At 47.4% G+C, this 21255-nt stretch carries 15 protein-coding genes; 3 read left to right on the forward strand and 12 right to left on the reverse strand.

Annotated elements, in window-relative coordinates; genetic code table 11:
• Positions 1–13: 13 nt before the first annotated feature.
• The 12 genes from CHL74_RS11040 to CHL74_RS11100 form a co-directional block, all read right to left on the reverse strand.
• Positions 14–499 carry a GNAT family N-acetyltransferase gene (locus tag CHL74_RS11040; protein ID WP_094881207.1) on the reverse strand — a complete coding sequence of 162 codons (486 nt, stop codon included), beginning with the start codon at positions 497–499 and terminating at the stop codon, positions 14–16.
• Between the two features lie 51 nt (positions 500–550).
• Positions 551–2548: a fructose-1,6-bisphosphatase gene (locus tag CHL74_RS11045; protein WP_094881208.1), complete on the reverse strand. Its 1998-nt coding sequence runs from the start codon at positions 2546–2548 to the stop codon at positions 551–553.
• Positions 2549–2560: 12 nt separating this feature from the next.
• On the reverse strand, positions 2561–3400 hold the full coding sequence (locus tag CHL74_RS11050) for a hypothetical protein (protein ID WP_094881209.1): 840 nt from the start codon (positions 3398–3400) through the stop codon (positions 2561–2563).
• A gap of 28 nt (positions 3401–3428) precedes the next feature.
• Positions 3429–4583, reverse strand: coding sequence for a glycosyltransferase (locus CHL74_RS11055; RefSeq protein WP_141241312.1), 1155 nt, complete (start codon positions 4581–4583; stop codon positions 3429–3431).
• A 33-nt stretch (positions 4584–4616) separates the two neighbouring features.
• Complete coding sequence (lysA, locus tag CHL74_RS11060; protein ID WP_441339053.1) at positions 4617–5768, reverse strand: diaminopimelate decarboxylase; 1152 nt, start codon at positions 5766–5768, stop codon at positions 4617–4619.
• 80 nt (positions 5769–5848) lie between these two features.
• The gene (locus CHL74_RS11065; protein ID WP_094881211.1) at positions 5849–7171 is read right to left on the reverse strand and encodes an aspartate kinase; all 1323 of its coding nucleotides are present in this window, start codon (positions 7169–7171) and stop codon (positions 5849–5851) included.
• Positions 7172–7197: 26 nt separating this feature from the next.
• Entirely contained in the window at positions 7198–7899 is a 702-nt protein-coding gene (locus tag CHL74_RS11070) for a cell division ATP-binding protein FtsE (RefSeq protein ID WP_094881212.1), read from the reverse strand.
• 255 nt (positions 7900–8154) lie between these two features.
• Positions 8155–10875: a pyruvate, phosphate dikinase gene (gene ppdK / locus CHL74_RS11075; RefSeq protein ID WP_094881213.1), complete on the reverse strand. Its 2721-nt coding sequence runs from the start codon at positions 10873–10875 to the stop codon at positions 8155–8157.
• A 218-nt stretch (positions 10876–11093) separates the two neighbouring features.
• Positions 11094–11960 (reverse strand): BadF/BadG/BcrA/BcrD ATPase family protein, encoded by an 867-nt coding sequence (locus CHL74_RS11080; protein WP_254923283.1) that lies wholly within the window; start codon positions 11958–11960, stop codon positions 11094–11096.
• 153 nt (positions 11961–12113) lie between these two features.
• Positions 12114–14288 (reverse strand): GH92 family glycosyl hydrolase, encoded by a 2175-nt coding sequence (locus CHL74_RS11090; RefSeq protein ID WP_094881215.1) that lies wholly within the window; start codon positions 14286–14288, stop codon positions 12114–12116.
• 127 nt (positions 14289–14415) lie between these two features.
• The gene (locus tag CHL74_RS11095) at positions 14416–16167 is read right to left on the reverse strand and encodes a phospho-sugar mutase (protein ID WP_094881216.1); all 1752 of its coding nucleotides are present in this window, start codon (positions 16165–16167) and stop codon (positions 14416–14418) included.
• 319 nt (positions 16168–16486) lie between these two features.
• Positions 16487–17980 (reverse strand): RNA-binding domain-containing protein, encoded by a 1494-nt coding sequence (locus CHL74_RS11100; RefSeq protein WP_094881217.1) that lies wholly within the window; start codon positions 17978–17980, stop codon positions 16487–16489.
• 384 nt (positions 17981–18364) lie between these two features.
• Between CHL74_RS11100 and CHL74_RS11105 the strand changes: the two genes are divergently transcribed.
• The 3 genes from CHL74_RS11105 to CHL74_RS11115 all read left to right on the forward strand — a co-directional run bounded on the left by CHL74_RS11105 (position 18365) and on the right by CHL74_RS11115 (position 21012).
• A complete protein-coding gene (locus CHL74_RS11105; RefSeq protein ID WP_094881218.1) occupies positions 18365–19381 on the forward strand; it encodes a hypothetical protein in 1017 nt (338 codons plus the stop codon).
• A complete protein-coding gene (locus tag CHL74_RS11110) occupies positions 19338–20378 on the forward strand; it encodes a hypothetical protein (RefSeq protein WP_094881219.1) in 1041 nt (346 codons plus the stop codon). The genes CHL74_RS11105 and CHL74_RS11110 overlap by 44 nt, the downstream gene beginning before the upstream one ends.
• 268 nt (positions 20379–20646) lie before the next feature.
• The gene (locus tag CHL74_RS11115) at positions 20647–21012 is read left to right on the forward strand and encodes a hypothetical protein (protein WP_141241313.1); all 366 of its coding nucleotides are present in this window, start codon (positions 20647–20649) and stop codon (positions 21010–21012) included.
• Positions 21013–21255 lie beyond the last annotated feature (243 nt).

Below are 21255 nucleotides of genomic sequence, written 5' to 3' on the forward strand. Positions count from 1 at the left end.
GATGATTTCTTGATTACGTAAGTTGCAGTTCCATATCCACGACATCGAGCCATCTCCCAAATTTTTTGCCAACATTATGGAAGAGTGATGCCTGGACAAAACCGAGCTTTTTATGAAACTGTATACTCTCGAGGTTTTCTCCTGTTATACAGGCTATGAGCACCTTATATCCAAGCTGCCTGCAATCTTTAATTATTTGTTGCATAAGGGCAGAACCAATGCCGGCATGCTTTACATCGGAACTCAGATATATGGTGGTTTCGAGAGTTTTGGCGTATGCTGCTCGTTCTTTCCATTGATGTACGTAGGCATACCCTACCACTTTCCCTTCTGTCTCGTAGACGTAGTAAGGGAAGTGGTGGGATATTTCCTTGATGCGCTGCTGCATCTGTACGGTAGAAAGTTTGACAGTTTCGAACGTAACTGTCGTTTCTGCTATATAACGATTATATATAGTAACGATGTCTGCAGCATCGTCAGGTTTAACTTCTCTAATCATTAATTGTATGTTTGTTATATATTAAAGGGGTGGTAGTAGACTGTTAACCTTCTACTTATTTGGTATTACCTCCTTTATATATCCATGGCGATATGCATACAACAAACGTTCAAGTTCCTTGATCTGCTTGTTCAGTTCACGACCTATGTCGGTATCTGCCACACGCATTCTGTGTGCTGACATTTCTACTATCTGAGTTGTAGACTTGATGTCCGTGCATTTCTGAATGGCATCGAGTGTGGACGTGAATGGTTCGTGTTGTACAAGTACGAAGCCACGGCTATGATAAACAAGAGTGTATCCGGCAATACCCGTCTCCTTGTGATAAGCCTGTGAGAATCCACCGTCGATGACCATAAGCTTGCCGTTGGCCTTGATGGGGTTCTCGCCGTTGCATACATGTACGGGCACGTGTCCGTTGATGATATGGCGGTTCTCGCCTGTCACTCCGAAAGCATCCATGATTGTGTCTGCTATATGTTCATCGTTGCGCAGCTTAAAATAGTTGCCCTTCTCTTCCGCATGTGTTGCCTTGTCGGCTATGAAGTAGCGTTCGAAGGTAGCCATCTTCGACTTGTCGAAGAGCGGGCTGTCCGGTCCGCACCACAGATAGAGGAAATAATCAATTGCATAATTTCGTTCCTCAGGAGTGTTGTCGTTCTGGAATGCCGTACGAATCATCATACCGATATTGTAGAGCAGTTCCTTGCCTGAATATTTATATCCAGGCGCTATTTCCACTTCCTTGAGCGATCCGTCTTCGTTAAGCGGTATGGAGGCATGGAAGAGCAGGTTGTTGTTGTATATGGCATACATACATCCGTGCTGCAGAATCTGACTGATGTGCTTATGAAATTTCTCCGACACCTGGAACGAGTGGTTGAGCTTGTCCATGAGCAATTTCTCCTCAGGTGTCAGCTTGTCAGGATGCGCAGGGTCGATAGTAGGGAAGGAGTTGCTCTTCAACTCATACTCCTTGCCGTCAAGCATGATGGTGCCCTTATCGTAGTCGATATTGTGGAACAGCAGACGGTCATTCATCTTCCATCCCGGGTTGCGCTTGATGATGGCAGCCTCCTCCTTGAACTGTATGATGGTAATGGCCTTGTGCATGAGAGCAGTCAGACGATGTGTCTTCTGGTCAAGACGTGCCGAGTCTGCCGACGAGATCTTAGGACGGAATTCCTCGCAGGGATCGTCGCCGTATGTCTCCATGGCGAAGGTGGCAAGGGGCACAAGATTGATGCCATAACCCTCTTCCAGAGTGGCGAGGTTGGCATAACGTAATGACAGGCGGATGACATTACATTGGCAAGCGCGATTGCCTGCCAACGCTCCCATCCAGAGGATGTCGTGGTTGCCCCACTGGATGTCCCATGAATGATATTGTGATAGCGTGTCCATGATGATGTGGGCTCCTGGTCCACGGTCATAGATGTCGCCGAGAATATGCAGTTGGTCGATGGCAAGACGCTGGATGACGTTACATATGGCTATGATGAAAGCGTCTGCTCTGCCTGTAGAGATAATCGTATCAATGATGACATTCACGTAGTCGGTCTTGTTGGCGTCGTCTGTACGCTCATGCAGGAGCTCCTGAATGATGTAGCTGAAACTCTTTGGCAGAGCCTTTCTTACCTTTGATCTTGTATACTTGCTCGACACGAGTCGGCATACCGACACAAGTTGGTGTATGATGATGTGATACCAGTCGTTAAGGTTCTGCTCTGACGCCTTTATCAGTTCGAGCTTCTGGTCAGGATAATATATCAAGGTGCAAAGCTCTCTTTTATCGGCTTCGCGAAGCGTATTGCCGAAAAGATCGTTCACCTTACGCTGGATGTTGCCTGAAGCGTTTTTCAGGACATGCTGAAAGGCTTCGTACTCTCCATGAACGTCTGCAAGGAAATGCTCCGTTCCCTTAGGGAGATTAAGAATGGCTTGAAGATTGATAATCTCCGTACTTGCCTCTGAAACGTTGGGGAATGACTGCGCAAGAAGCTGAAGATACTTTAGGTCTTGCTGGTTAATAGACAACTTACTTGACATACTTAATGTTTTTTATGGGGTTAATAATTCCTTCATTTTTTCCACCGCCTTACCTTTCCTTGCACGGACGGGCATAAATCCTTCCGTTAAAGCAGAAGTCTCTTCCATAAGAGCCATGGCGTGTGCCACGAACTTCAGCGAACGCTTCTTGGCTATGATGTCTTGGAAGAGATATTCGTCGAAGCTGGTGGCTTTCAGCGTGTCTGAGAGGCTGTCCAGATAGGAGAGATGTATGACGCCTTTCCGGTATTGTTGCTTTATATACAATACGCGTGAGCAAAGGTCGATAATAAGGTCGCGCTCTTCTGCAGACTCTGTGGCGTCCTCTGCCACCATCATCGCTATCTTCTTACGTATAGCTTCGAACTGGCTATTGGTCTTGTCTTCAAGGGCTTGGCGATAAGTTTGGAGCAGAAGGTCAAGCATTGTATTGACGTCGCTACTGCTCGTTATAAAGGGATTGCGTACTATGACGGTCTTTGCCTTTGGGCATATTCTGCTGATTATCTGACGCTCCACGTCACCTCCTGTTGTTATGTAGGCGCTGTGTCTGGCAATGCTACGTACGGCAGAGATGAGTGTGAGGGACTTCGCAGTATGCCCCTCTTTGTTCAGAAGACTTTCCGCTCCGCTTACTGACGTAAACACCACGGGAATGCCACGACCGTCCAACTGCGCCACAATATTGGCAGTCTTGTGGTCCCACATTCCTATGACATGTGTCACGTCCACACACTTCTCAGCCACCTCACATACCTTGTTTTCCTCAAGCAGAAGATACAGGCTTTCGGCAAGCTGACTGTTCGCATGTAAGTGTCCGTCTGGCGGTGGAATGATAAGTCTTACCCTCATAGATTATTAATGTGTTTGGTATTAACTTTTACAATTTATGCGTTGTGAAATCATACTTGTCTGCCATCCGATAACGTAGTATTACGGACAGCTTGTGGAAGACAATGCTGAATTCGTAAAACACTACAGTCCAAAGCGAAAGGTCTGCCTCGAACTTGCGATAGGCTTTCCTTGCCGACAAAATGCGTGACGTTATGGTCAGGATGAGTGTAAGAGCGCTTGTACCCAACAATATCCAGTTCATAGTCAGACCTGAATAAGCGGCTGCTGCTATGATGGCTATATAATTAAGATACATAAACAGCAGGTCTGCCACATACAAGCTTCTCGCTGCCGACGTACGCTCAAGATCCTTACGTATGCTCTTCAGATAGAGCTTGCGATTAAGCCATGCCTTCTTGGTAGGAACGTCTTCTATGACAAAGGCTTCGGGGCTGACAGCTATTCTTGAGCCGTACGTACGCGCAAACTTGTTGATGAGAAACTCATATTCGCCGCCTACATACTGAAGGTTGCCCAGATAGCCGTCCTGCTCAAGAAATTCCGAGCGGCGGAAAGCGAAGTTGCCAGACTCTGTACGATAAGCCGTTTTTCTTGATGCCTTGCGCAGAAGATAACATTCGTTTCGTAGACGATCGAAGCGATAATAGGGCTTTGCCTCCGAATCATAGTTGGAGTAGCCGAGCACAAGGTTTGTGTCCTTGTCCATTTTAGCAGCCATCTTACGAAGCCACATCGAGGAAGCCGGACGGTCCTTTGCGTCCAGCAGTACTATCCACTCGTTGTGTGCAGCTTTCACACCCAACGCCACAGACAGTTTCTGCTTGCTGATGAAGAGTGAGCGTTGCGGGATGTATGTGGAATAAAGATTCTTGTGGTCGACGCTGTATTTTCCTATGACATCCTCTGTGCTCAGATCTCCCTTAACACCCACCACAATCACCTCGTATGGCTGCTCATAGTTCTGAGTGAGCAGAACGGAGAGATGTGCGTCGAGAGTCTCGGTTGTGCCCGTAGCTAGGACAACAATCGAGACTGCCGGCATCTCGCTCTCTGCCACTTCATTCTCGTCCGCATCTGCTGCGCTTTCCACTTTTCGCAGAAACGGATTAAGTACAGAGGACAATATTACGAGCAGCACAAGCGTGCATATCGCTATTATTGTAAATGTATCTATAAGCATGGTTATTTAAGATTCTTCCGAAAATTATATGTTTTAAGATTCTTCCGAAAAATATGCCTTGGGCAACGGACGGCAGTTGTATGTGCTTGACATCACCTCGCCGTAAGCACCCGCAGAGCGGATGGCTATGAGGTCGCCACGATGGCATTTGTTCAGTTCTATATTCTTTGCGAACACATCACTCGACTCGCATATCGGTCCGACGACGTCATACGTCTCACATGCTTCCTTGCTGCTCAGATTCTCTATCTGATGCACAGCCTGATATAATGCGGGACGTATAAGGTCTGTCATGCCCGCATCCAGTATGGCAAACTGTTTGTGCGAGCCTTGCTTCACATACAACACTCTTGACACCAACGAGCCGCATTGACCCACAACAGCTCTTCCAAGCTCGAAGTGCAGGGTCTGACTCTCACGGAGCTTCAGATTTTCCTCGTACGTGCAGAAGTAGCTCTGGAAGTCAGGAATTGGTTCGGCGTCAGGATTGTCATAATTGATACCAAGCCCACCTCCTACATTAATGTTGTCGAAGGTTATGCCTTCCTTTTCAAGGCTTTCCTGCAGATTGTTTATGCGGCTGCAGAGAGCCTTGAAATCGTCCATTACGAGTATCTGCGACCCGATATGGAAATGCAGTCCTATTACCTTCACATGGCTCATCTCCTTGGCCTTGCGGATGACGTCCGTCATACTTTCCATAGCGATGCCAAACTTGTTCTCAGCCAGTCCGGTAGTGATGTTGGCATGAGTATGTGCTCCTACATTCGGATTGATGCGCAGTTCCACACTCACCACCTTACCATACTCTGATGCGATTTCCTCGATGACTTCCAGTTCTGCAAGCGACTCCACGTTAAAGCAGAATATGCCAGTTTCGATACCGAGACGAATTTCCCAGTCACTCTTTCCTACACCTGCGAATACGATGCTCTCTGCAGGGAATCCAGCTTTCAGGGCTGCCTTTATCTCTCCTCCGCTCACACAGTCGGCGCCCAGTCCGTTACGGGCTATTATTTCCAGAACTTTAGAATTGGCGTTGGCCTTGACGGCATAATGCACGCTCCATCGTGGATGCTTCGCCGTCTCCTTCTTTATAGTGTCAAGCGTATCCTGAAGCAACTGTGTGTCGTAATAATAGAAAGGGGTAGTTATGTCCGAAAAACTCTCTTTTGATATCATCATAGCATGATTATTATTATCCAAGCCATTCCTCTCGCAGGAATGGCTTGGTTATGTGTATATATAGAGTATGTGTCTTTTTTTTACTTATTGTGGAAGAGCACGTCGCTAAGGTTCTGGAGCGCCTTCTTCTTGTCCGCCTCACGGATGAGGAACGAGATATTGTAGTTGCTGCCGCCATACGAAATCATACGTACCGGTATGTTCTTCATAGCGTCAAGGACAAGAGTCTCAAAGCCTAGGTTGTTCCAGTCGAGGTCACCCACCACGCAGACGATGCACATGTCGCTGTCCACGGTTACCGTGCCATATTTCTTGAGCTCGTCCACAATCTCGTTAAGGTGAGATGTATTGTCAATACTCATCGATACGCCCACCTCACTCGTGGTAATCATGTCGATAGGTGTCTGATAACACTCGAATATCTCGAACACCTTACGCAGGAAACCTGTGGCGAAGAGCATTCGTGACGACTTTATCTTGATGGCCGTGATATTGTCCTTTGCGGCAACAGCCTTTATCTTGCCACGCAACAGCACGTTGTCAATAATCGTGCCGTCTGCCTCCGGATCCATGGTGTTCTTAAGACGTACTGGGATGCCGGCAAACTTAGCTGGCTGTACGCATGTCGGGTGAAGAATCTTCGCTCCAAAGTAAGCCAGCTCGGCTGCCTCCTCGAAGTTGAGCTGACGGATGGCCTCCGTATTCTCCACGACGCGCGGGTCGTTATTATGCATGCCGTCAATGTCGGTCCATATCTGGATTTCCTCTGCGGGGAGGGCAGCTCCGATAAGCGAAGCCGTAAAGTCGCTACCGCCGCGGAGCAGATTGTCCACTTCTCCGTAGGCGTTACGGCAGATAAAGCCCTGCGTGATATACACTTGATAGCCCTCGTTCTCCTTCATTACGGCTCCGAGCTTCTCCTTGATGTAGTGTGAGTCAGGCTCGGCGTTCTTGTCCGTGCGCATGAAGTCGAAGGCAGAGAGCAGAACCACTTTAACGCCTTTCTCAAGGAGATAGTTGGTCATCATATTGGTGCTTATAATCTCGCCTTGAGCTACGATGTTCTTCTCCTCAAAGCTTGTGAAGAGATCCTTTGTGAACGATCGGAGATAATTAAACTCCGACACGAGGAAATCTCTTGTGCGCTGCTTCATTTCGTCCGTGGAGTAGAGTTCCTCCACGTGCTGCATATACTTCTTCTCTAAGTTGTTTATGACATCGTTGGCGCCGTCGCTGTTCTTTTTATAAAGATAATTTGAAATCTCAACGAGGGAATTCGTCGTTCCAGACATGGCTGAAAGAACAACAAACACCTGATTGCCTGACTGAGAAACCATCTTGGCTACTGATTTCATCCGTTCAGGGGTACCTACGGAAGTACCGCCAAATTTCATTACTTTCATATTACTCTCTTAAAATAATAGTTGATTTATTGCTTTACCGTTTTGCTATATTCTTGGCTGACATCCGTCAGCTTGCCGTCGGCGCATTTGTAGACGCGTCCCGGAAACTTGTCGATTAGACTATGGTTGTGTGTTGAAATCACCACAGACGTTTCTCCCGTATGGCTGATCTCGTAGAGCAGTCCCACAATCTTTTCTGCCGTCTCGGGGTCAAGGTTGCCTGTCGGCTCGTCGGCTATAATTATCTTCGGATGGTTGAGGAGCGCACGTGCTATGGCTATACGCTGCTGCTCGCCTCCAGAGAGCTCATGCGGCAGCTCCATTTTCTTCTCCTTCATTCCCACAGCGTCCAGAACGAGGTCAATGCGCTCGTCTATCTCCTTCGCAGACTTCCATCCTGTGGAGCGTAGCACGAATTCAAGATTCTTGTATATGTTTCTGTCGTGCAGCAACTGGAAATCCTGAAAAATCACACCCATCTCACGGCGAAGAGCCGGCACCTCACGGCGCTTGATGGTGAGCAGATTGCGTCCCAGCACCTCTGCCTTCTCGGCGTTCCGCTTGTCGATGTCGAGCTCGCAATACATCGTCTTTAACAACGATGACTTGCCCGTACCCACCTTGCCGATGACGTATACGAACTGTTCTGGCTCAACCTCGAAGCAGACATCCTCAAGCACCAGACTGTCCGACTGATATATGTTTGCTTTCTTATATTCTATTAACATTTAATCTTAATATTAATGGTTACAATCTACATCATTCGGCAAAGTTACTAATTTTATTCTGATTACATCATCTTAATGATTGATTTTTATTATATATTTCGCGTTCTCTTAAACATGTACATTACCCAGACAGAATGAAGATGACACATCCAAGCAAGAACTCACAAGCGTGATTTAAAACGTGTTGAAAAGGAAAAAGGCAAGCACCCGAAATCAGATGCTTGCCTCTTATTATACTAATTTTTCATTCTATGATTATTCCTCTACAGCAGCCTGCGCAGCAGCAAGACGTGCGATAGGCACGCGGAACGGAGAACATGAAGCGTAGTTCATGCCTACCTTTGCGCAGAACTTAACTGATGAAGGTTCGCCACCATGCTCGCCGCAGATACCTGTGCGGAGGTCAGGACGTGTGGCGCGACCGTTCTCAACTGCCATCTTGATGAGCTGACCAACACCCTCCTGATCGAGAACCTGGAACGGGTCAACCTTCAAGATCTTCTTCTCCATGTATGCAGGGAGGAATGTGGCGATGTCGTCACGAGAATAGCCGAAGGTCATCTGTGTAAGGTCATTAGTACCGAATGAGAAGTACTGTGCCTCCTTGGCAATCTTGGCAGCTGTAAGGGCAGCACGAGGAATCTCAATCATTGTACCAATCTCGAACTCTACCTCTACGCCATACTCTGCGAATACCTCCTTAGCGGTAGTGAGGATGATGGACTTCTGCTGCTTGAGCTCCTGTACAGTACCGATGAGCGGAACCATGATTTCAGGACGTGGGTTGAAGCCTTCCTTCTTCAGCTGGCAAGCAGCACCAAGGATGGCACGTGTCTGCATAGCTGTAATCTCGGGGAATGTGATACCAAGACGGCAGCCACGATGACCAAGCATCGGGTTGTTCTCGGCAAGTGAGTTTACGCGCTTCTTGATTTCCGTAACGCTCACGCCCATCTCCTTAGCCATTGTCTCCTGACCAGCCTTATCGTGGGGTACGAACTCGTGGAGAGGCGGATCGAGCAAGCGGATATTCACGTGGCAACCGTCCATAGCCTTGAGGATGCCGTAGAAGTCAGCCTTCTGATAGGGGAGGAGCTTGGCAAGTGCCTTCTCACGACCCTCTACAGTATCAGCCAAAATCATCTCACGCATAGCAACGATCTTCTGGTCGTCGAAGAACATGTGCTCTGTACGTGTCAGACCAATACCCTTAGCGCCGAATGTGCGAGCAACCTTTGCGTCATGCGGAGTGTCTGCATTGGTACGGATCTCCATCTTGGTGTACTTGTCGCAGAGGTCCATAAGCTCCTTGAAGTCACCAGAAAGCTCAGCAGCCTTTGTCTCAATCTGACCGGCGTAAACCTGACCTGTTGTACCGTTCAAAGAGATATAGTCGCCTTCCTTATAAACAACGTCCTCTATCTCTACGGTCTTTGCCTTGTAGTCTACATTGATAGAACCAGCACCTGAAACGCAGCACTTACCCATACCACGAGCCACAACGGCTGCGTGTGAGGTCATACCGCCACGAGCTGTAAGGATACCTTCTGCAGCAGACATACCTGCGAGGTCCTCAGGAGAAGTCTCGATACGAACCATAATTACCTTCTTGCCATCATCATGCCACTCCTCAGCGTCGTCAGCATGGAATACGATCTGACCGCAAGCAGCACCAGGAGATGCAGGAAGACCCTGTGTGATAACCTTTGCCTTAGAGAGAGCGAGCTTATCGAATACGGGGTGCAGAAGTTCGTCGAGCTTCTGCGGCTCACAACGAAGAATAGCAGTCTTCTCGTCAATCATACCCTCGTGGAGAAGGTCCATGGCAATCTTAACCATAGCAGTACCAGTACGCTTGCCGTTACGTGTCTGGAGGAACCAAAGCTTGCCCTCCTGAACGGTAAACTCCATGTCCTGCATATCGCGATAGTGCTTCTCGAGCTTGTCCTGAAGTGCGTCAAGTTCCTTATAAAGCTCAGGCATAGCCTCTTCCATAGAAGGATAGTTGGCAGCACGCTCTTCCTCTGAGATACCTGCACGCTCAGCCCAACGCTGCGAACCGATCTTTGTGATTTGCTGCGGAGTGCGGATACCAGCTACAACGTCCTCGCCCTGAGCATTAATCAGGTACTCGCCATTGAAGAGGTTCTCGCCGTTACCGGCATCACGGCTGAAGCAAACACCTGTTGCTGATGTCTCGCCCATGTTGCCGAATACCATAGCCATTACAGAAACTGCAGTACCCCACTCGTCAGGTATTCCTTCCATCTTACGATAGAGGATAGCACGCTCGTTCATCCAGCTGCGGAATACTGCGCAGATGGCACCCCAAAGCTGCTCCTTAGGATCGGTCGGGAAGTCGTTGCCGGTCTGATCCTTGATGGCCTTCTTGAAGAGCTCAACAAGCTTCTTGAGTGACTCTACAGAAAGGTCCTTGTCAAGAACAACGCCCTGCTCCTCCTTTACCTTCTCGATGATGGCTTCGAACGGATCAATGTCTTCCTTGTTCTCCGGCTTCATGCCAAGAACAACGTCGCCGTACATCTGTACGAAACGGCGGTAGCTATCGTATACGAAGTGGGGGTTGCCAGTCTTGGCTACCATACCCTCAGCCACCTCGTCGTTAAGACCAAGGTTGAGGATGGTGTCCATCATACCAGGCATAGAAGCACGTGCACCTGAACGTACAGAAACTAAGAGAGGATTCTTCGGGTCGCCGAACTTACAGTTCATAAGTTCCTCCGTGTGAGCCACGGCAGCATTCACTTCATCAGCAAGCAGTTCAACGATCTTAGCCTGACCTACCTTATAATACTCGTTGCAAGTGTCAGTTGTTATTGTGAAACCAGGAGGCACGGGAACACCAATAAGGTTCATCTCAGCGAGATTCGCGCCTTTACCTCCTAACAAATTTCTCATATCAGCTTTACCTTCAGCCTTACCATTACCAAAGGTATAAACTCTTTTCTCACTCATAATTGTTAATTAGGTTTTTAAAAAATATATTATATGTTATTACTATTTTAGTATGTTTGTCAATTGTAAGTTTTATTACTTTTTCTTGTTAACTGCAAAGATAATCCCTATTTTGCAGAAATCCAAATGTTTTATATAAAAACTGCTATCTCGATATTGCATTTTTTAAATGTTTTCGGTAACACAGTCTGAAAAACTTAAAATAACAGCATAATTTCTTAACTCATGTGGTATTCTATCAGTCCTTCTATCGGGCTTTTTATTATCTTCCCGATTTGAAAGCCATTCCTGCTTGCAGCTTCTGTCAGTTGCTCCTTATAGTGGTAGGCGATACTTCCGACAACATTTATTGTTCTGAATTCGTCGCCATAAGCAAGTATGTTGTTGCGGATGAAATCCTCAAAATTATCAATCACGATATCCCTTACTTCCTTTTCGTCCAAATAGCCGTGAATGTATTTTGACATGGATGCAAGGAATCGGTTTGGGGCAGGGGAGCGGTACACCCGATTTATGACCTCAGCCATATCCAGCCCGCTTTCCTGAAGAAACCGTTTGCGGATGTTTTCGGGTAATGTCTGCTTTAATACGGCATTAAGGAATTTCCTGCCTAATACAGCTCCACTTCCTTCGTCGCCCAAGACATATCCTAAGGCAGGAGTGTGCGCCACTATGTTTTCTCCATCATACAGACACGAGTTCGATCCGGTTCCTAAAATACATGCTATGCCGGACTTATGACCGCACAAGGCTCTTGCTGCTCCAAGCAGATCATCTGCCACGTATATCTTTGCATCAACAAGTATTGAGGAAATGCTTTCGCTTACCACACCTGCTCTTCCTGCTATGCATCCGGCACCATAGAAAAACACGTTGTCAACGTCGGCTGCTGAAATGCTTAGGGATTGCAGACAATGGTTTAAGGCTTTGGCTATTTTTTCCTCCACTTCTTCTGCTGACATTACGGCAGGATTAAGTCCTTCTGTAGTAACAGTCCTCGCCCCGTCTGCCGATTTCGTATCTGGCAAAAAAGCGAAGCACCAAGAAGTCTTGGTGCTTCCGCTATCAACTATTAATGTTATCATTTTATGTACATAAAGTAAATGGCTGCAAGTATTACGACTGCCACTATCGTAAGCGCAGCCTTAAACAGACAGCTGGTCACTTTCTTGAATACCAAGAATCCTACTATCGCGATGAGGATGCAGATGATATAAAATGTCAAGTCTGGATTCATATTATTGTTTCATCTTAAATGTTAGGGTTCCGCCGTTCATCATAGCCTTGTGGTCGATGGTATAGTCCTTCACCTTCTTGCCGTTGATGTATGCGCTCTCCACCTCATACTTGCCATCGGTATGGTTTTGGCTCTCTATGACAAAGTCTTTGCCGTTCTCAAGATGGATGGTGGCTTTCTTGAATAACGGAGTGCCCAGTTCATACTGGCAACTTACGGGATTAAGCGGATAGAATCCAAGAGCACTTAACACATACCATGCTGACGTCTGTCCGCAGTCTTCGTTGCCGCAAAGACCGTCGGGAGTGTCCTTATAGAGTCCGGTTAGGATTTCGTATATGTATTTCTGCGTCTTCTCGGGTTGTCCTATCTTATTGAACAGGTAAGCCACATGATGACTCGGCTCGTTGCCTTGAGCATACTGACCAATCATTCCCGTGCTGAAAAGCGGAAGTTCTGCATTAGCCTTCGGACTATACGTGAACATGCTGTCCAGCTTTTCCGTGAAACGCTTCTTGCCTACGAGCTTTACAAGGCCCTTGACGTCGTGCTGAACTGACCACATATAATGCCAACCGTTGCTTTCACATATATGTGAGGTATAGTTGTCTGGCGAATAGTCAGGCTGGAAGTCGCCCTTCGAGTCGCGAGGCTGCATGAAAGTGGATGTCGGATTATATACGTTTCGGTAATTCTGCGCACGTTTTGAGAATGTCTTGTAAACGTCTGTCTTTCCAAGCATCTTTGCCAGTTCGGCTATGCAGGCATCATCGTAAGCGTATTCCAAAGTGCGCGATAACGACCAGTCGTCGCCAAGTGTCGGCTCCTTGATGTCGTAAGGCACATAACCCAACTTCTTATACATGCCGATGCCTCTATAATCGTCCAGGTTGGCTGTCTTGACGCATTCGTCCAGGGCAGCATTGGCGTCAATTCCCGGTAAGCCTTTAAGGACAGCCTCTGCTATGACAGAAGCGGCATGATAACCAATCATCATATCCGTCTCTGAAGCCCACATGTTCCATACCGGCAACCTGCCGTTTTCCTTACTGAAAGCCACGAGCGAGTTTACCATGTCGGCGGCACGTTTCTGGTCGATGATGCTGTAAAGGGGATGAGCAGCACGATAAGTGTCCCACAAAGAGAATGTGCTGTAGTTCTGCCATGCTGTCTGGACATGCGTCTTGCCGTCAGGACCCATATACGAACCGTCCACGTCGCAGAATAGGGTGGGGGCTATCATAGCATGATACAAGGCAGTATAGAAGCATGTCTGCTGACTCTTTGTGCCGCCTTCTATTTCTATCTTACCAAGTTCTTTATCCCATTGTCTCTCAGCCTGTTGCTTGTAATAATCAAAATCATTACTTGAACATTCCTTCTGCAGATTTTTCTTTGCTCCTTCCTTGCCTGTACCTGATAATGACGTACACAGAACAAGCTGTTCCGGACCGTCAGCATCGAACGTCAAGTAAGCCACGCATCCGTTTGCGTCTGAAGAAATGGGAGTCTTCTCTATCTCTATGGACTTGATAGGCTGCGAGAAGCGAGTACGAAACCATACTCTTTGCCCTCTTGCCCAACCGTCCGAGAAGCGATAGCCCTCAATAGTGAACGAATCTACAAGTGTGATGCCCGAATTCTTTGTGGCGTCCCAGTTCATCGCCTTTGCAAGATTCAGCACCACATATCTTTCCTTGCCATTCTTAGGGAAAGTATAGCGTTGAACGCCACATCGTGGTGTTGCGGTAAGTTCCACATTAATATCGTAGTCCTGCAGCCTTACCTGATAATATCCTGCGTATGCCGTCTCATCTTTATGACTGAATTTGGAATGCAGCCCCAACGGTTCTTCGCCGATTGAGAAAGGCTTTGTGGCTGGAAGATAGGAGATGTCGTATAGGTCGCCAGCTCCCGTACCAGAGAGATGCGTATGGCTGAAGCCGGCTATAGTGCTGTCCGGATAGAAGTAGCCTGCTATGCGGTCCCATCCTGGCAGTCCGTTGTCAGGGCTAAGCTGCACCATTCCGAAAGGTGCCTGCGCTCCTGGATATGTATTTCCTGTGTAGTCCGTTCCTATAAGCGTATTCACCTTACGTGCAAAGTTCTGTGCATTTGCCGAGCCGAGACCTAAAGAAAAGGAGAACAGGAGAACTGAAAACAACTTTCTATTCATTTTTTGATGTTTTAGTAAATAAAACAACAATGTCCACTTAAAAGGTTTAGTGAATAAAAACTCTTTCAAGTGGACATGTTGCTTGTACGAGACCATCATAAATGACAGTCTCGAATGTTCTTAAATATTAGTCGAGTCCGAGACCCTTCTTGATAGCCTCAATCTTCTTGTCTGCATCCTTCGAGCAACGCTCGTAGCATCCGGCACACTTGAACGACGGATCCTTCACCTCGATGTAGAACTTGATCTTAGGCTCTGTACCTGAAGGACGAACGCTCACCTTGGTGCCGTCTGTGCAGAACCATTGCAGAACGTTGCTTGTAGCAGGCATGTCGAGCTTCTCCACGCTGCCATCCTCCTTTGTAAGAGTGAGGTTCTGGTAGTCCTTCCATACGCAAATCTTGCTGCCACCAAGCTCCTTCGGCGGGTTCTGACGGAAGGCTGCCATCATCTGCTTGATTTCGTCGGCGCCAGTCTTGCCCGGACGTACCACGTTAACCGTAAACTCCTTGCTGAAGCCATACTCAGCATAAATCTGCATCAGGAGGTCGTAGAGAGTCTTGCCCTGATCCTTGGCCCATGCTGCAATCTCGCAGATAAGGCAGATGGAAGCAGGAGCGTCCTTGTCGCGAACCTTGTCGTAAGGCAGGAAGCCGAAGCTCTCCTCGCCACCGCCGATATACTGCTGCTTGCCCTCAGAAATGGCAATCTCGCGTGCAATCCACTTGAAGCCTGTGTAGCAGTCGCGAAGCTCCACGTTGTTCTTCTTGGCTATCTCAGCGATAACCTCCGTTGTAACGATGGTCTTGACGAGGAAGTCTGTAGGCTGGAGCTTGCCCAGCTTCTTCTTGTTCTCGATGATATAGTAGCAGAACATCATGGCTGTCTGGTTGCCGTTGATGATCATCCATTCGCCCTTGTCGTCGCGGCAGACGATGGCAAGACGGTCTGCGTCAGGGTCGGTTGCGACAACGAGGTCGGCGTTAAGCTTCGTACCGAGCTTCATGCCGAGGGTCATAGCCTCTGCATTCTCAGGGTTAGGCGAAACAACGGTCGGGAAGTTGCCGTCTACAACCATCTGCTCAGGAACGACGTTGATGTTCTGGAAGCCCCATGAACGGAGGCAGAGCGGAACGATAACACGGCCTGTACCGTGCATGGCAGAATAAACGATGTTGAGGTCCTTCTGACGGTTGATGACGTCCTGGTCAATCATAGCTGAATGTACGGCTGTCATATAGTCGTAGTCCATCTCGCCACCTATAATCTTGATAAGGTCCTTGTTAGGCTCGAACTTCACGTCCTCAATCGTTACCTTGTTCACTTCCTCGATGATGCCTGTATCGTGCGGAGCCAATACCTGAGCGCCGTCGCTCCAGTAAGCCTTATATCCGTTGTATTCCTTCGGGTTGTGTGAAGCAGTAACGTTCACGCCAGCCTTAGCGCCGAGCTGACGAATGGCGAACGAAATTTCCGGGGTAGGGCGAAGACCTTCGAAAAGATATGCCTTGATGCCGTTGGCTGAGAAAATGGCAGCTACGGTTTCTGCGAAAAGGCGTGAGTTGTTACGGCAGTCGTGACCTACAACAACCGAGAGATCCTTCTCTCCGGGGAATGCCTTAAGGATGTAGTTGGCAAATCCCTGTGTAGCCATGCCGACGATATATTTGTTCATTCTGTTGGTTCCGGCACCCATGATGCCACGCAAACCACCAGTACCGAATTCGAGGTTCTGATAGAAAGCGTCGATAAGGGCCGATTTGTCCTCAGAATCGAGCATTTTCTGTACTTCTGTTCTTGTGGCCTCGTCAAATGACGGAGTGAGCCATTCCTTGGCTCTTGCCTCACATTGTGAAATGAGTTCTGTATTATTTTCCATAATGAAGAATGTTAACAATTCAAGTTCTTATTTGATATTACAAAGATAATAATTAATAAACGACTTTTTTAATTCAAAGTATCAAAATTAACAACGTTTAACCAACAAGTCTTTTTTCGCCTAAATAAAGAAGAGTGTCCTTTGTTAACATAATCGGTGTTATGATAAATAGTAAATTTACAGGTTGCGGATTTTAGGTTATAAAAGAAAACAACAACAAAATAAAAAACGACTGACTATAGGCTTTCGCTTTAAATCAGTCGGTATGCGTTTATTGAATATATCCTATTGTCCACATAATTAGTCCTTGTTTTAGTTCCTATTCAAATGTCAAAACTTTCCAATACCCTCCCTTATTTGGACCTATGCGTTTTATGATGCCTTTCTGCTGGAGTAATTTTAAGTTGTATTTTACACCATCTTCTGATAAAGAATCTAAGTGAGATGATATTTCTTTACGTCCCGCATATGGACATTTAAGCAGGAATTCGATAATTTCTTTTTGTACGGGCGTTATATCCAGAGCTTGTTTCTGGGTAGTTTCTGGGTAGTTTCTGGGTAGTTTCTGGGTAGTTTCACTATCTTTCTGGTCGCTTTCTGGTCGCTTCTGGTCGGACATAGTCTTTTCTTGCTCTTCCTCCAATAAATTAGCCCACACAGAAGTTTTCATTATAAAGGCAACCAGATGATATTGGGGTTCCTTCGTGCCAATGGCAGAAAGCTCACGACACATACGGTCAACTCCTTCACCGAACTCCTTTACATAGTCGTAGGCTTTCAGGTACTCGGCTATCTTGGGATTACGGGAAAAATGGGTGTGGCGGATATTGTCGGTGCGGACGATACCTGGCAGCTTACCGGGGGTCTCGAACACAAGTCGGTCGTCAAACATCTTTATCTGTATCTCCGTTCCTTTGATGCTATAATCGCGGTGGCAAACCGAGTTTACCGTCATCTCTTGTATCACGAACTTAGGATATTCCCTGTCGGTCTTGAAGAGTCCGTCCTCACCGAGATAGGAATGTTCCTTCACTTGCGTTTCGAGGTAATCGATGGTTTTCTGTATCTGGTCGAGGATGCGCCCCTCGAAGGTGACATCCTTGATAACGTTCATTTCCCTGCCGACTTTCTCTTCTGTGCCATAGTACTTGATAAAACGGACACGGGCACGAGGGAAGAAGTTCTGGGGACGCTTACCGAAGAGCAAGATGCAGGCAGTGCTGACTTGTGGTACATCGCCCTTGTAAGTCAGGAATCCTTTGTTCTCTTGCAGGTATTCCATTGGAGACTTGCCATAACCAATGCGCTTCATATATGCTTTTACGGTATCCATGTCGATATCCTCGATAGTGGCATCGTAGGCAGGGCTGTCCTCATAGTATCGTTCACCCTTGTCATACATCAGTTGCAGACGTTCCTCAAAGGGTAGCTTACGCGACTTGTCGCCCACCCGCCAAAACACCTCATCGGCTTGGTTGGCATGGAGGCGAGGACTGGCCGGGACATGGATTATCAGTATGTGGTTGTCATTGCCCTCGCTGTCTTGGCAAGGCATGAACTCTGTCGTAACAGAAATGGTGGGTACACAGAAATCAAACGGAGTGCGAAGTATCTCATTCAAATGAGCCTTGTCTTGGTTGACACCCTCGATACGACGAGTTTTGTCGGATATACCTACGGCTATCATGCCGCCATCGGCATTTGCCATAGCGACAATAGTGTTGGCGAGAGCCTTCGGTTCTATATGAATGCTCTTGCAGTCGAAAGTCTGCCCTTCGGGCATCTGACGTATCTCTTCGATAGTATATCTCATATTCTGTTCATTCCACTTTTGTATGGCAAATCAACTCGTGTAATACCTATTTCTGCCAATACGGTCTTGACACGATTATTTATATTGCTACATAATATTTGATTAACGTGCAAAGATACATTTTTATTCTCAATAAACAGTTTACATTAACTGAAAAAGAATGCTGCTTGCAGAAAAGAATCTACATATACATTACTATAGTCCGTTTTACTATATACAACATAAGAGCTGACCTTTGGGGGCGCAGAAAGGATTTTCCCAACATTTTCTTCTCCCATTCAATAAAATTTGCTTACATTTGTATCCAATTCATACAACCATCTGATTTGACGGATAACCGCCAAACCTTGATCATCACAATTATTAACCTCCAAAAAACTGCTTATGAACAAAGAAGAATCCTCGTACGCCATTTACAAATACGACTTCCACAAGAACCCTGAGCCTACCATTACGGCAAAGTCTGACGGCACCGACGGCACAAACAACCTAAATATAGCACAAACCTGCTTTGCCAGCCTGTTCGACAAAAATTCGGTGGACAACCTTGGCAAGCAGAACAAGAAAGGCGAATTCACGCGTCTGCCCAACGATGTCATAGCGAAGCAAGGCGACATATACGTATGGCGCGTCAACAACAGCCAGCTGAAGGAATGGTGGACACGTAACGGCAAAGACAGACACGGCATCGACAACTACGAAATGCAGGAACTGGAATCAAACCCCTACTGCCACGTGCTTATCGACAACCGACCAGGACATTGCATCCTTGCCATAGAGAAGTCGACAGCATGGGGAAGCAAACCCGATATGCTGCGCGACATGCTGCTGGACAACTTCAACCGCATCCTTGCCGACCGATACGATCTTGCGATGCGCATAGAGTCGCGCATGAAGCCTACCGACATCTGGCAGTTTGTTTACGACCGCATTTACGAACATGGCGACTATATACGCAGAGTGACCTTCACATTCCAGAACCCGAAGAAGATAAACAAGTCGAAAACCACGGAGATAAAGTCGGCAAGAGTGAAGGCTATTGTAAGGACTGCAGAGATATCGAAAGCCATCAAGGGCTTCTATACCCTGGAATTCGACCAGAACAGCCACGGAAACATATCGCCCAAAAACAGGGACATGGCAGAAATGGTGAGACTGTGTGCCGATAACGGCTACGATATCTGCATCACATTCAAGGACTTCAAGACATATCGCATCAACGACTACGTCAAGGCTTTCTTCCCCATGACCAAGGAAATGCTGAATGACTTCAGCAACGGACAGCACATTCTGGACGGACGGTCAATACTTGAACAATGGTTTGACATAATAGAAGAACAAACGCAAGATTACGTTAATGAAGACGAGATTCCAAAACGCAGAGATAGAGGCCGTAAATAATCTCTATGCAGAAAACCACCTTTACAGGGCGGTCTGTAAAATCGGACCGCAGCTGGAAGCTGAACTGACTGAGTTCGGGCTATGCCCTGAAGAGTGTTTCGCCGAGACTCAAGAATTGCTGACCGTAATAGCCGAAAAAGGAGAAGAGGTGATTCCGGAACTGCAAAACCTATGGCTCATGAAATTCAACCAGTACAGACGCTTCGACCGACACGTAAACCAAGAAGAGGTGCGCAAAGCAGTCTGCATCGTCTTCGGCTTCGCCATACTTGCCGTCAACACCAGCCGCCACCCGTTCTATAATTTCACCCTGACGTGGAATCTGACATGTATTGTGGCGGACAACACGCCAGAGGGATGGAGCCACACTCTCGACAGAATAGTATCCCTGCAGATGCCGGACGGATGGTTCGACCGCTTCGTCGAGGAAGATCCGTGGGACGGAAACAGCCATAGCGAAGGCAGCGCAGACAAAAGCGGAAAGCGCCGGAAGAAGGCTGTCACGGCCAACGAAAAGCCTCTTACCATAAGATATTACAGACATGGAAACAAAGGGATTATGGCGCGGCAAAGGCAAAGAGTGGACATACTGTACCGCAAATGGACGGAATGGAAATGGATAGACGCAGACACGGATCCTGACGACTTCGACCGCCTGTTTGAGGGGCAGCCACGTCATTGCGACATCAAGTGGACGGGCACAAGCGCCACGCTTACCATCCTGATGCAGCAACTCTTAGAGCAGGACTTTATCGAGAAGCAGACCAACTGTTCCGCCAAGCATCTTGTGGAAAAGCAGTTCGGCAAAACTCCCAACTCGGACAGACGCCGCATCAGTAAGGATATAGAGGAAAAAATCAGTATCTCCATTCTTATCCTCGACACCAGCAGTCCCCTACCCCAACGTAACGCAAGGGACGACAATGAAGAAGACCTCAGCGACGCCGCTCTTTACGAAGTCTGTCAAAGACAGCTACGTTCCACCAAGTGCCTATAGGCTCTTGTGTAAGCCGTAAGGACCGTACGTAAGCGATTTTGTAAGCGCAGACATTTTTTTTTACAGAATTTTTTCAGCCGAAATGCTCTTGATTTTCAGAGTGTTTCGGCTTTTGTTTTTTCTTTCGCCCACATGACGTAAGCCATACGCCGAAAACCGCTTACCGTTATTGCCCTCGTTTCCCCATTGCCGAGGGCAGCACAGACCAAACCATTCCTGTCTGTCCGAAGCAATTATGTATAAAAAGAACATTATGCTCTGCATTGACTTGAGGACGCTTCTTCGTGAAGACGCGCTCCTCAAGGTCGGCAAGGCTTATTTGGGCAGCCTGGTGTTGGACGACGAGTTTGGCGCCAGCTTCGTGGAAAGGGGCTGTATGGCACCCGAAAAGCGTAACGTCAGATTGTTTAACGGCCACTTCATCACCCTAACTTACCGCTTTAGGGACGGCCATGTGCGCTTCAACTTCAAGGAGGTGAACGCAGGTGAGGGATTTGACGTCGAGAGGTTCGCCGTCGGAGTGATGCGCGAGATTAGGCAAGCTTGGGAATGCCTCGTAGAGGAAACACGCCGCGCAGAGGCAAACTGCCCTCAGGGGGAAGCCTTGGAGAAAGAAGGCAAACCGAGGAAATAAGCGAAAGGCGTTTCAGTTCATTCACAAATGCAGCCAATCAGGAAAGACGAATCTTCCAATATTCCAAATCTTCCAGATTCCAATAAGGGCACGCACATACCAACCCTCTCTTTATGGATTATATAATTAATTGATTATTAAGTAGTTATATATATAAAGAAGCAAAACGCAACCCATTGAAAATTAATTGGAAGAACTGGAATTGGAAGAATCGTCACACCCTCTTTCCTCTAAAAGGCTCAT

The organism is Prevotella sp. 885 (genome assembly GCF_002265625.1).
GTDB lineage: Bacteria > Bacteroidota > Bacteroidia > Bacteroidales > Bacteroidaceae > Prevotella.

Excerpts from the sequence above, each read along its gene's own strand:
- CHL74_RS11040 (WP_094881207.1), bottom strand. The coding sequence starts at position 499 with ATGATTAGAGAAGTTAAACCTGACGATGCTGCAGACATCGTTACTATA.
- CHL74_RS11045 (WP_094881208.1), bottom strand. The coding sequence starts at position 2,548 with ATGTCAAGTAAGTTGTCTATTAACCAGCAAGACCTAAAGTATCTTCAG.
- CHL74_RS11050 (WP_094881209.1), bottom strand. The coding sequence starts at position 3,400 with ATGAGGGTAAGACTTATCATTCCACCGCCAGACGGACACTTACATGCG.
- CHL74_RS11055 (WP_141241312.1), bottom strand. The coding sequence starts at position 4,583 with ATGCTTATAGATACATTTACAATAATAGCGATATGCACGCTTGTGCTG.
- lysA (WP_441339053.1), bottom strand. The coding sequence starts at position 5,768 with ATGATGATATCAAAAGAGAGTTTTTCGGACATAACTACCCCTTTCTAT.
- CHL74_RS11065 (WP_094881211.1), bottom strand. The coding sequence starts at position 7,171 with ATGAAAGTAATGAAATTTGGCGGTACTTCCGTAGGTACCCCTGAACGG.
- CHL74_RS11070 (WP_094881212.1), bottom strand. The coding sequence starts at position 7,899 with ATGTTAATAGAATATAAGAAAGCAAACATATATCAGTCGGACAGTCTG.
- ppdK (WP_094881213.1), bottom strand. The coding sequence starts at position 10,875 with ATGAGTGAGAAAAGAGTTTATACCTTTGGTAATGGTAAGGCTGAAGGT.
- CHL74_RS11080 (WP_254923283.1), bottom strand. The coding sequence starts at position 11,960 with ATGATAACATTAATAGTTGATAGCGGAAGCACCAAGACTTCTTGGTGC.
- CHL74_RS11090 (WP_094881215.1), bottom strand. The coding sequence starts at position 14,288 with ATGAATAGAAAGTTGTTTTCAGTTCTCCTGTTCTCCTTTTCTTTAGGT.
- CHL74_RS11095 (WP_094881216.1), bottom strand. The coding sequence starts at position 16,167 with ATGGAAAATAATACAGAACTCATTTCACAATGTGAGGCAAGAGCCAAG.
- CHL74_RS11100 (WP_094881217.1), bottom strand. The coding sequence starts at position 17,980 with ATGAGATATACTATCGAAGAGATACGTCAGATGCCCGAAGGGCAGACT.
- CHL74_RS11105 (WP_094881218.1), top strand. The coding sequence starts at position 18,365 with ATGAACAAAGAAGAATCCTCGTACGCCATTTACAAATACGACTTCCAC.
- CHL74_RS11110 (WP_094881219.1), top strand. The coding sequence starts at position 19,338 with ATGAAGACGAGATTCCAAAACGCAGAGATAGAGGCCGTAAATAATCTC.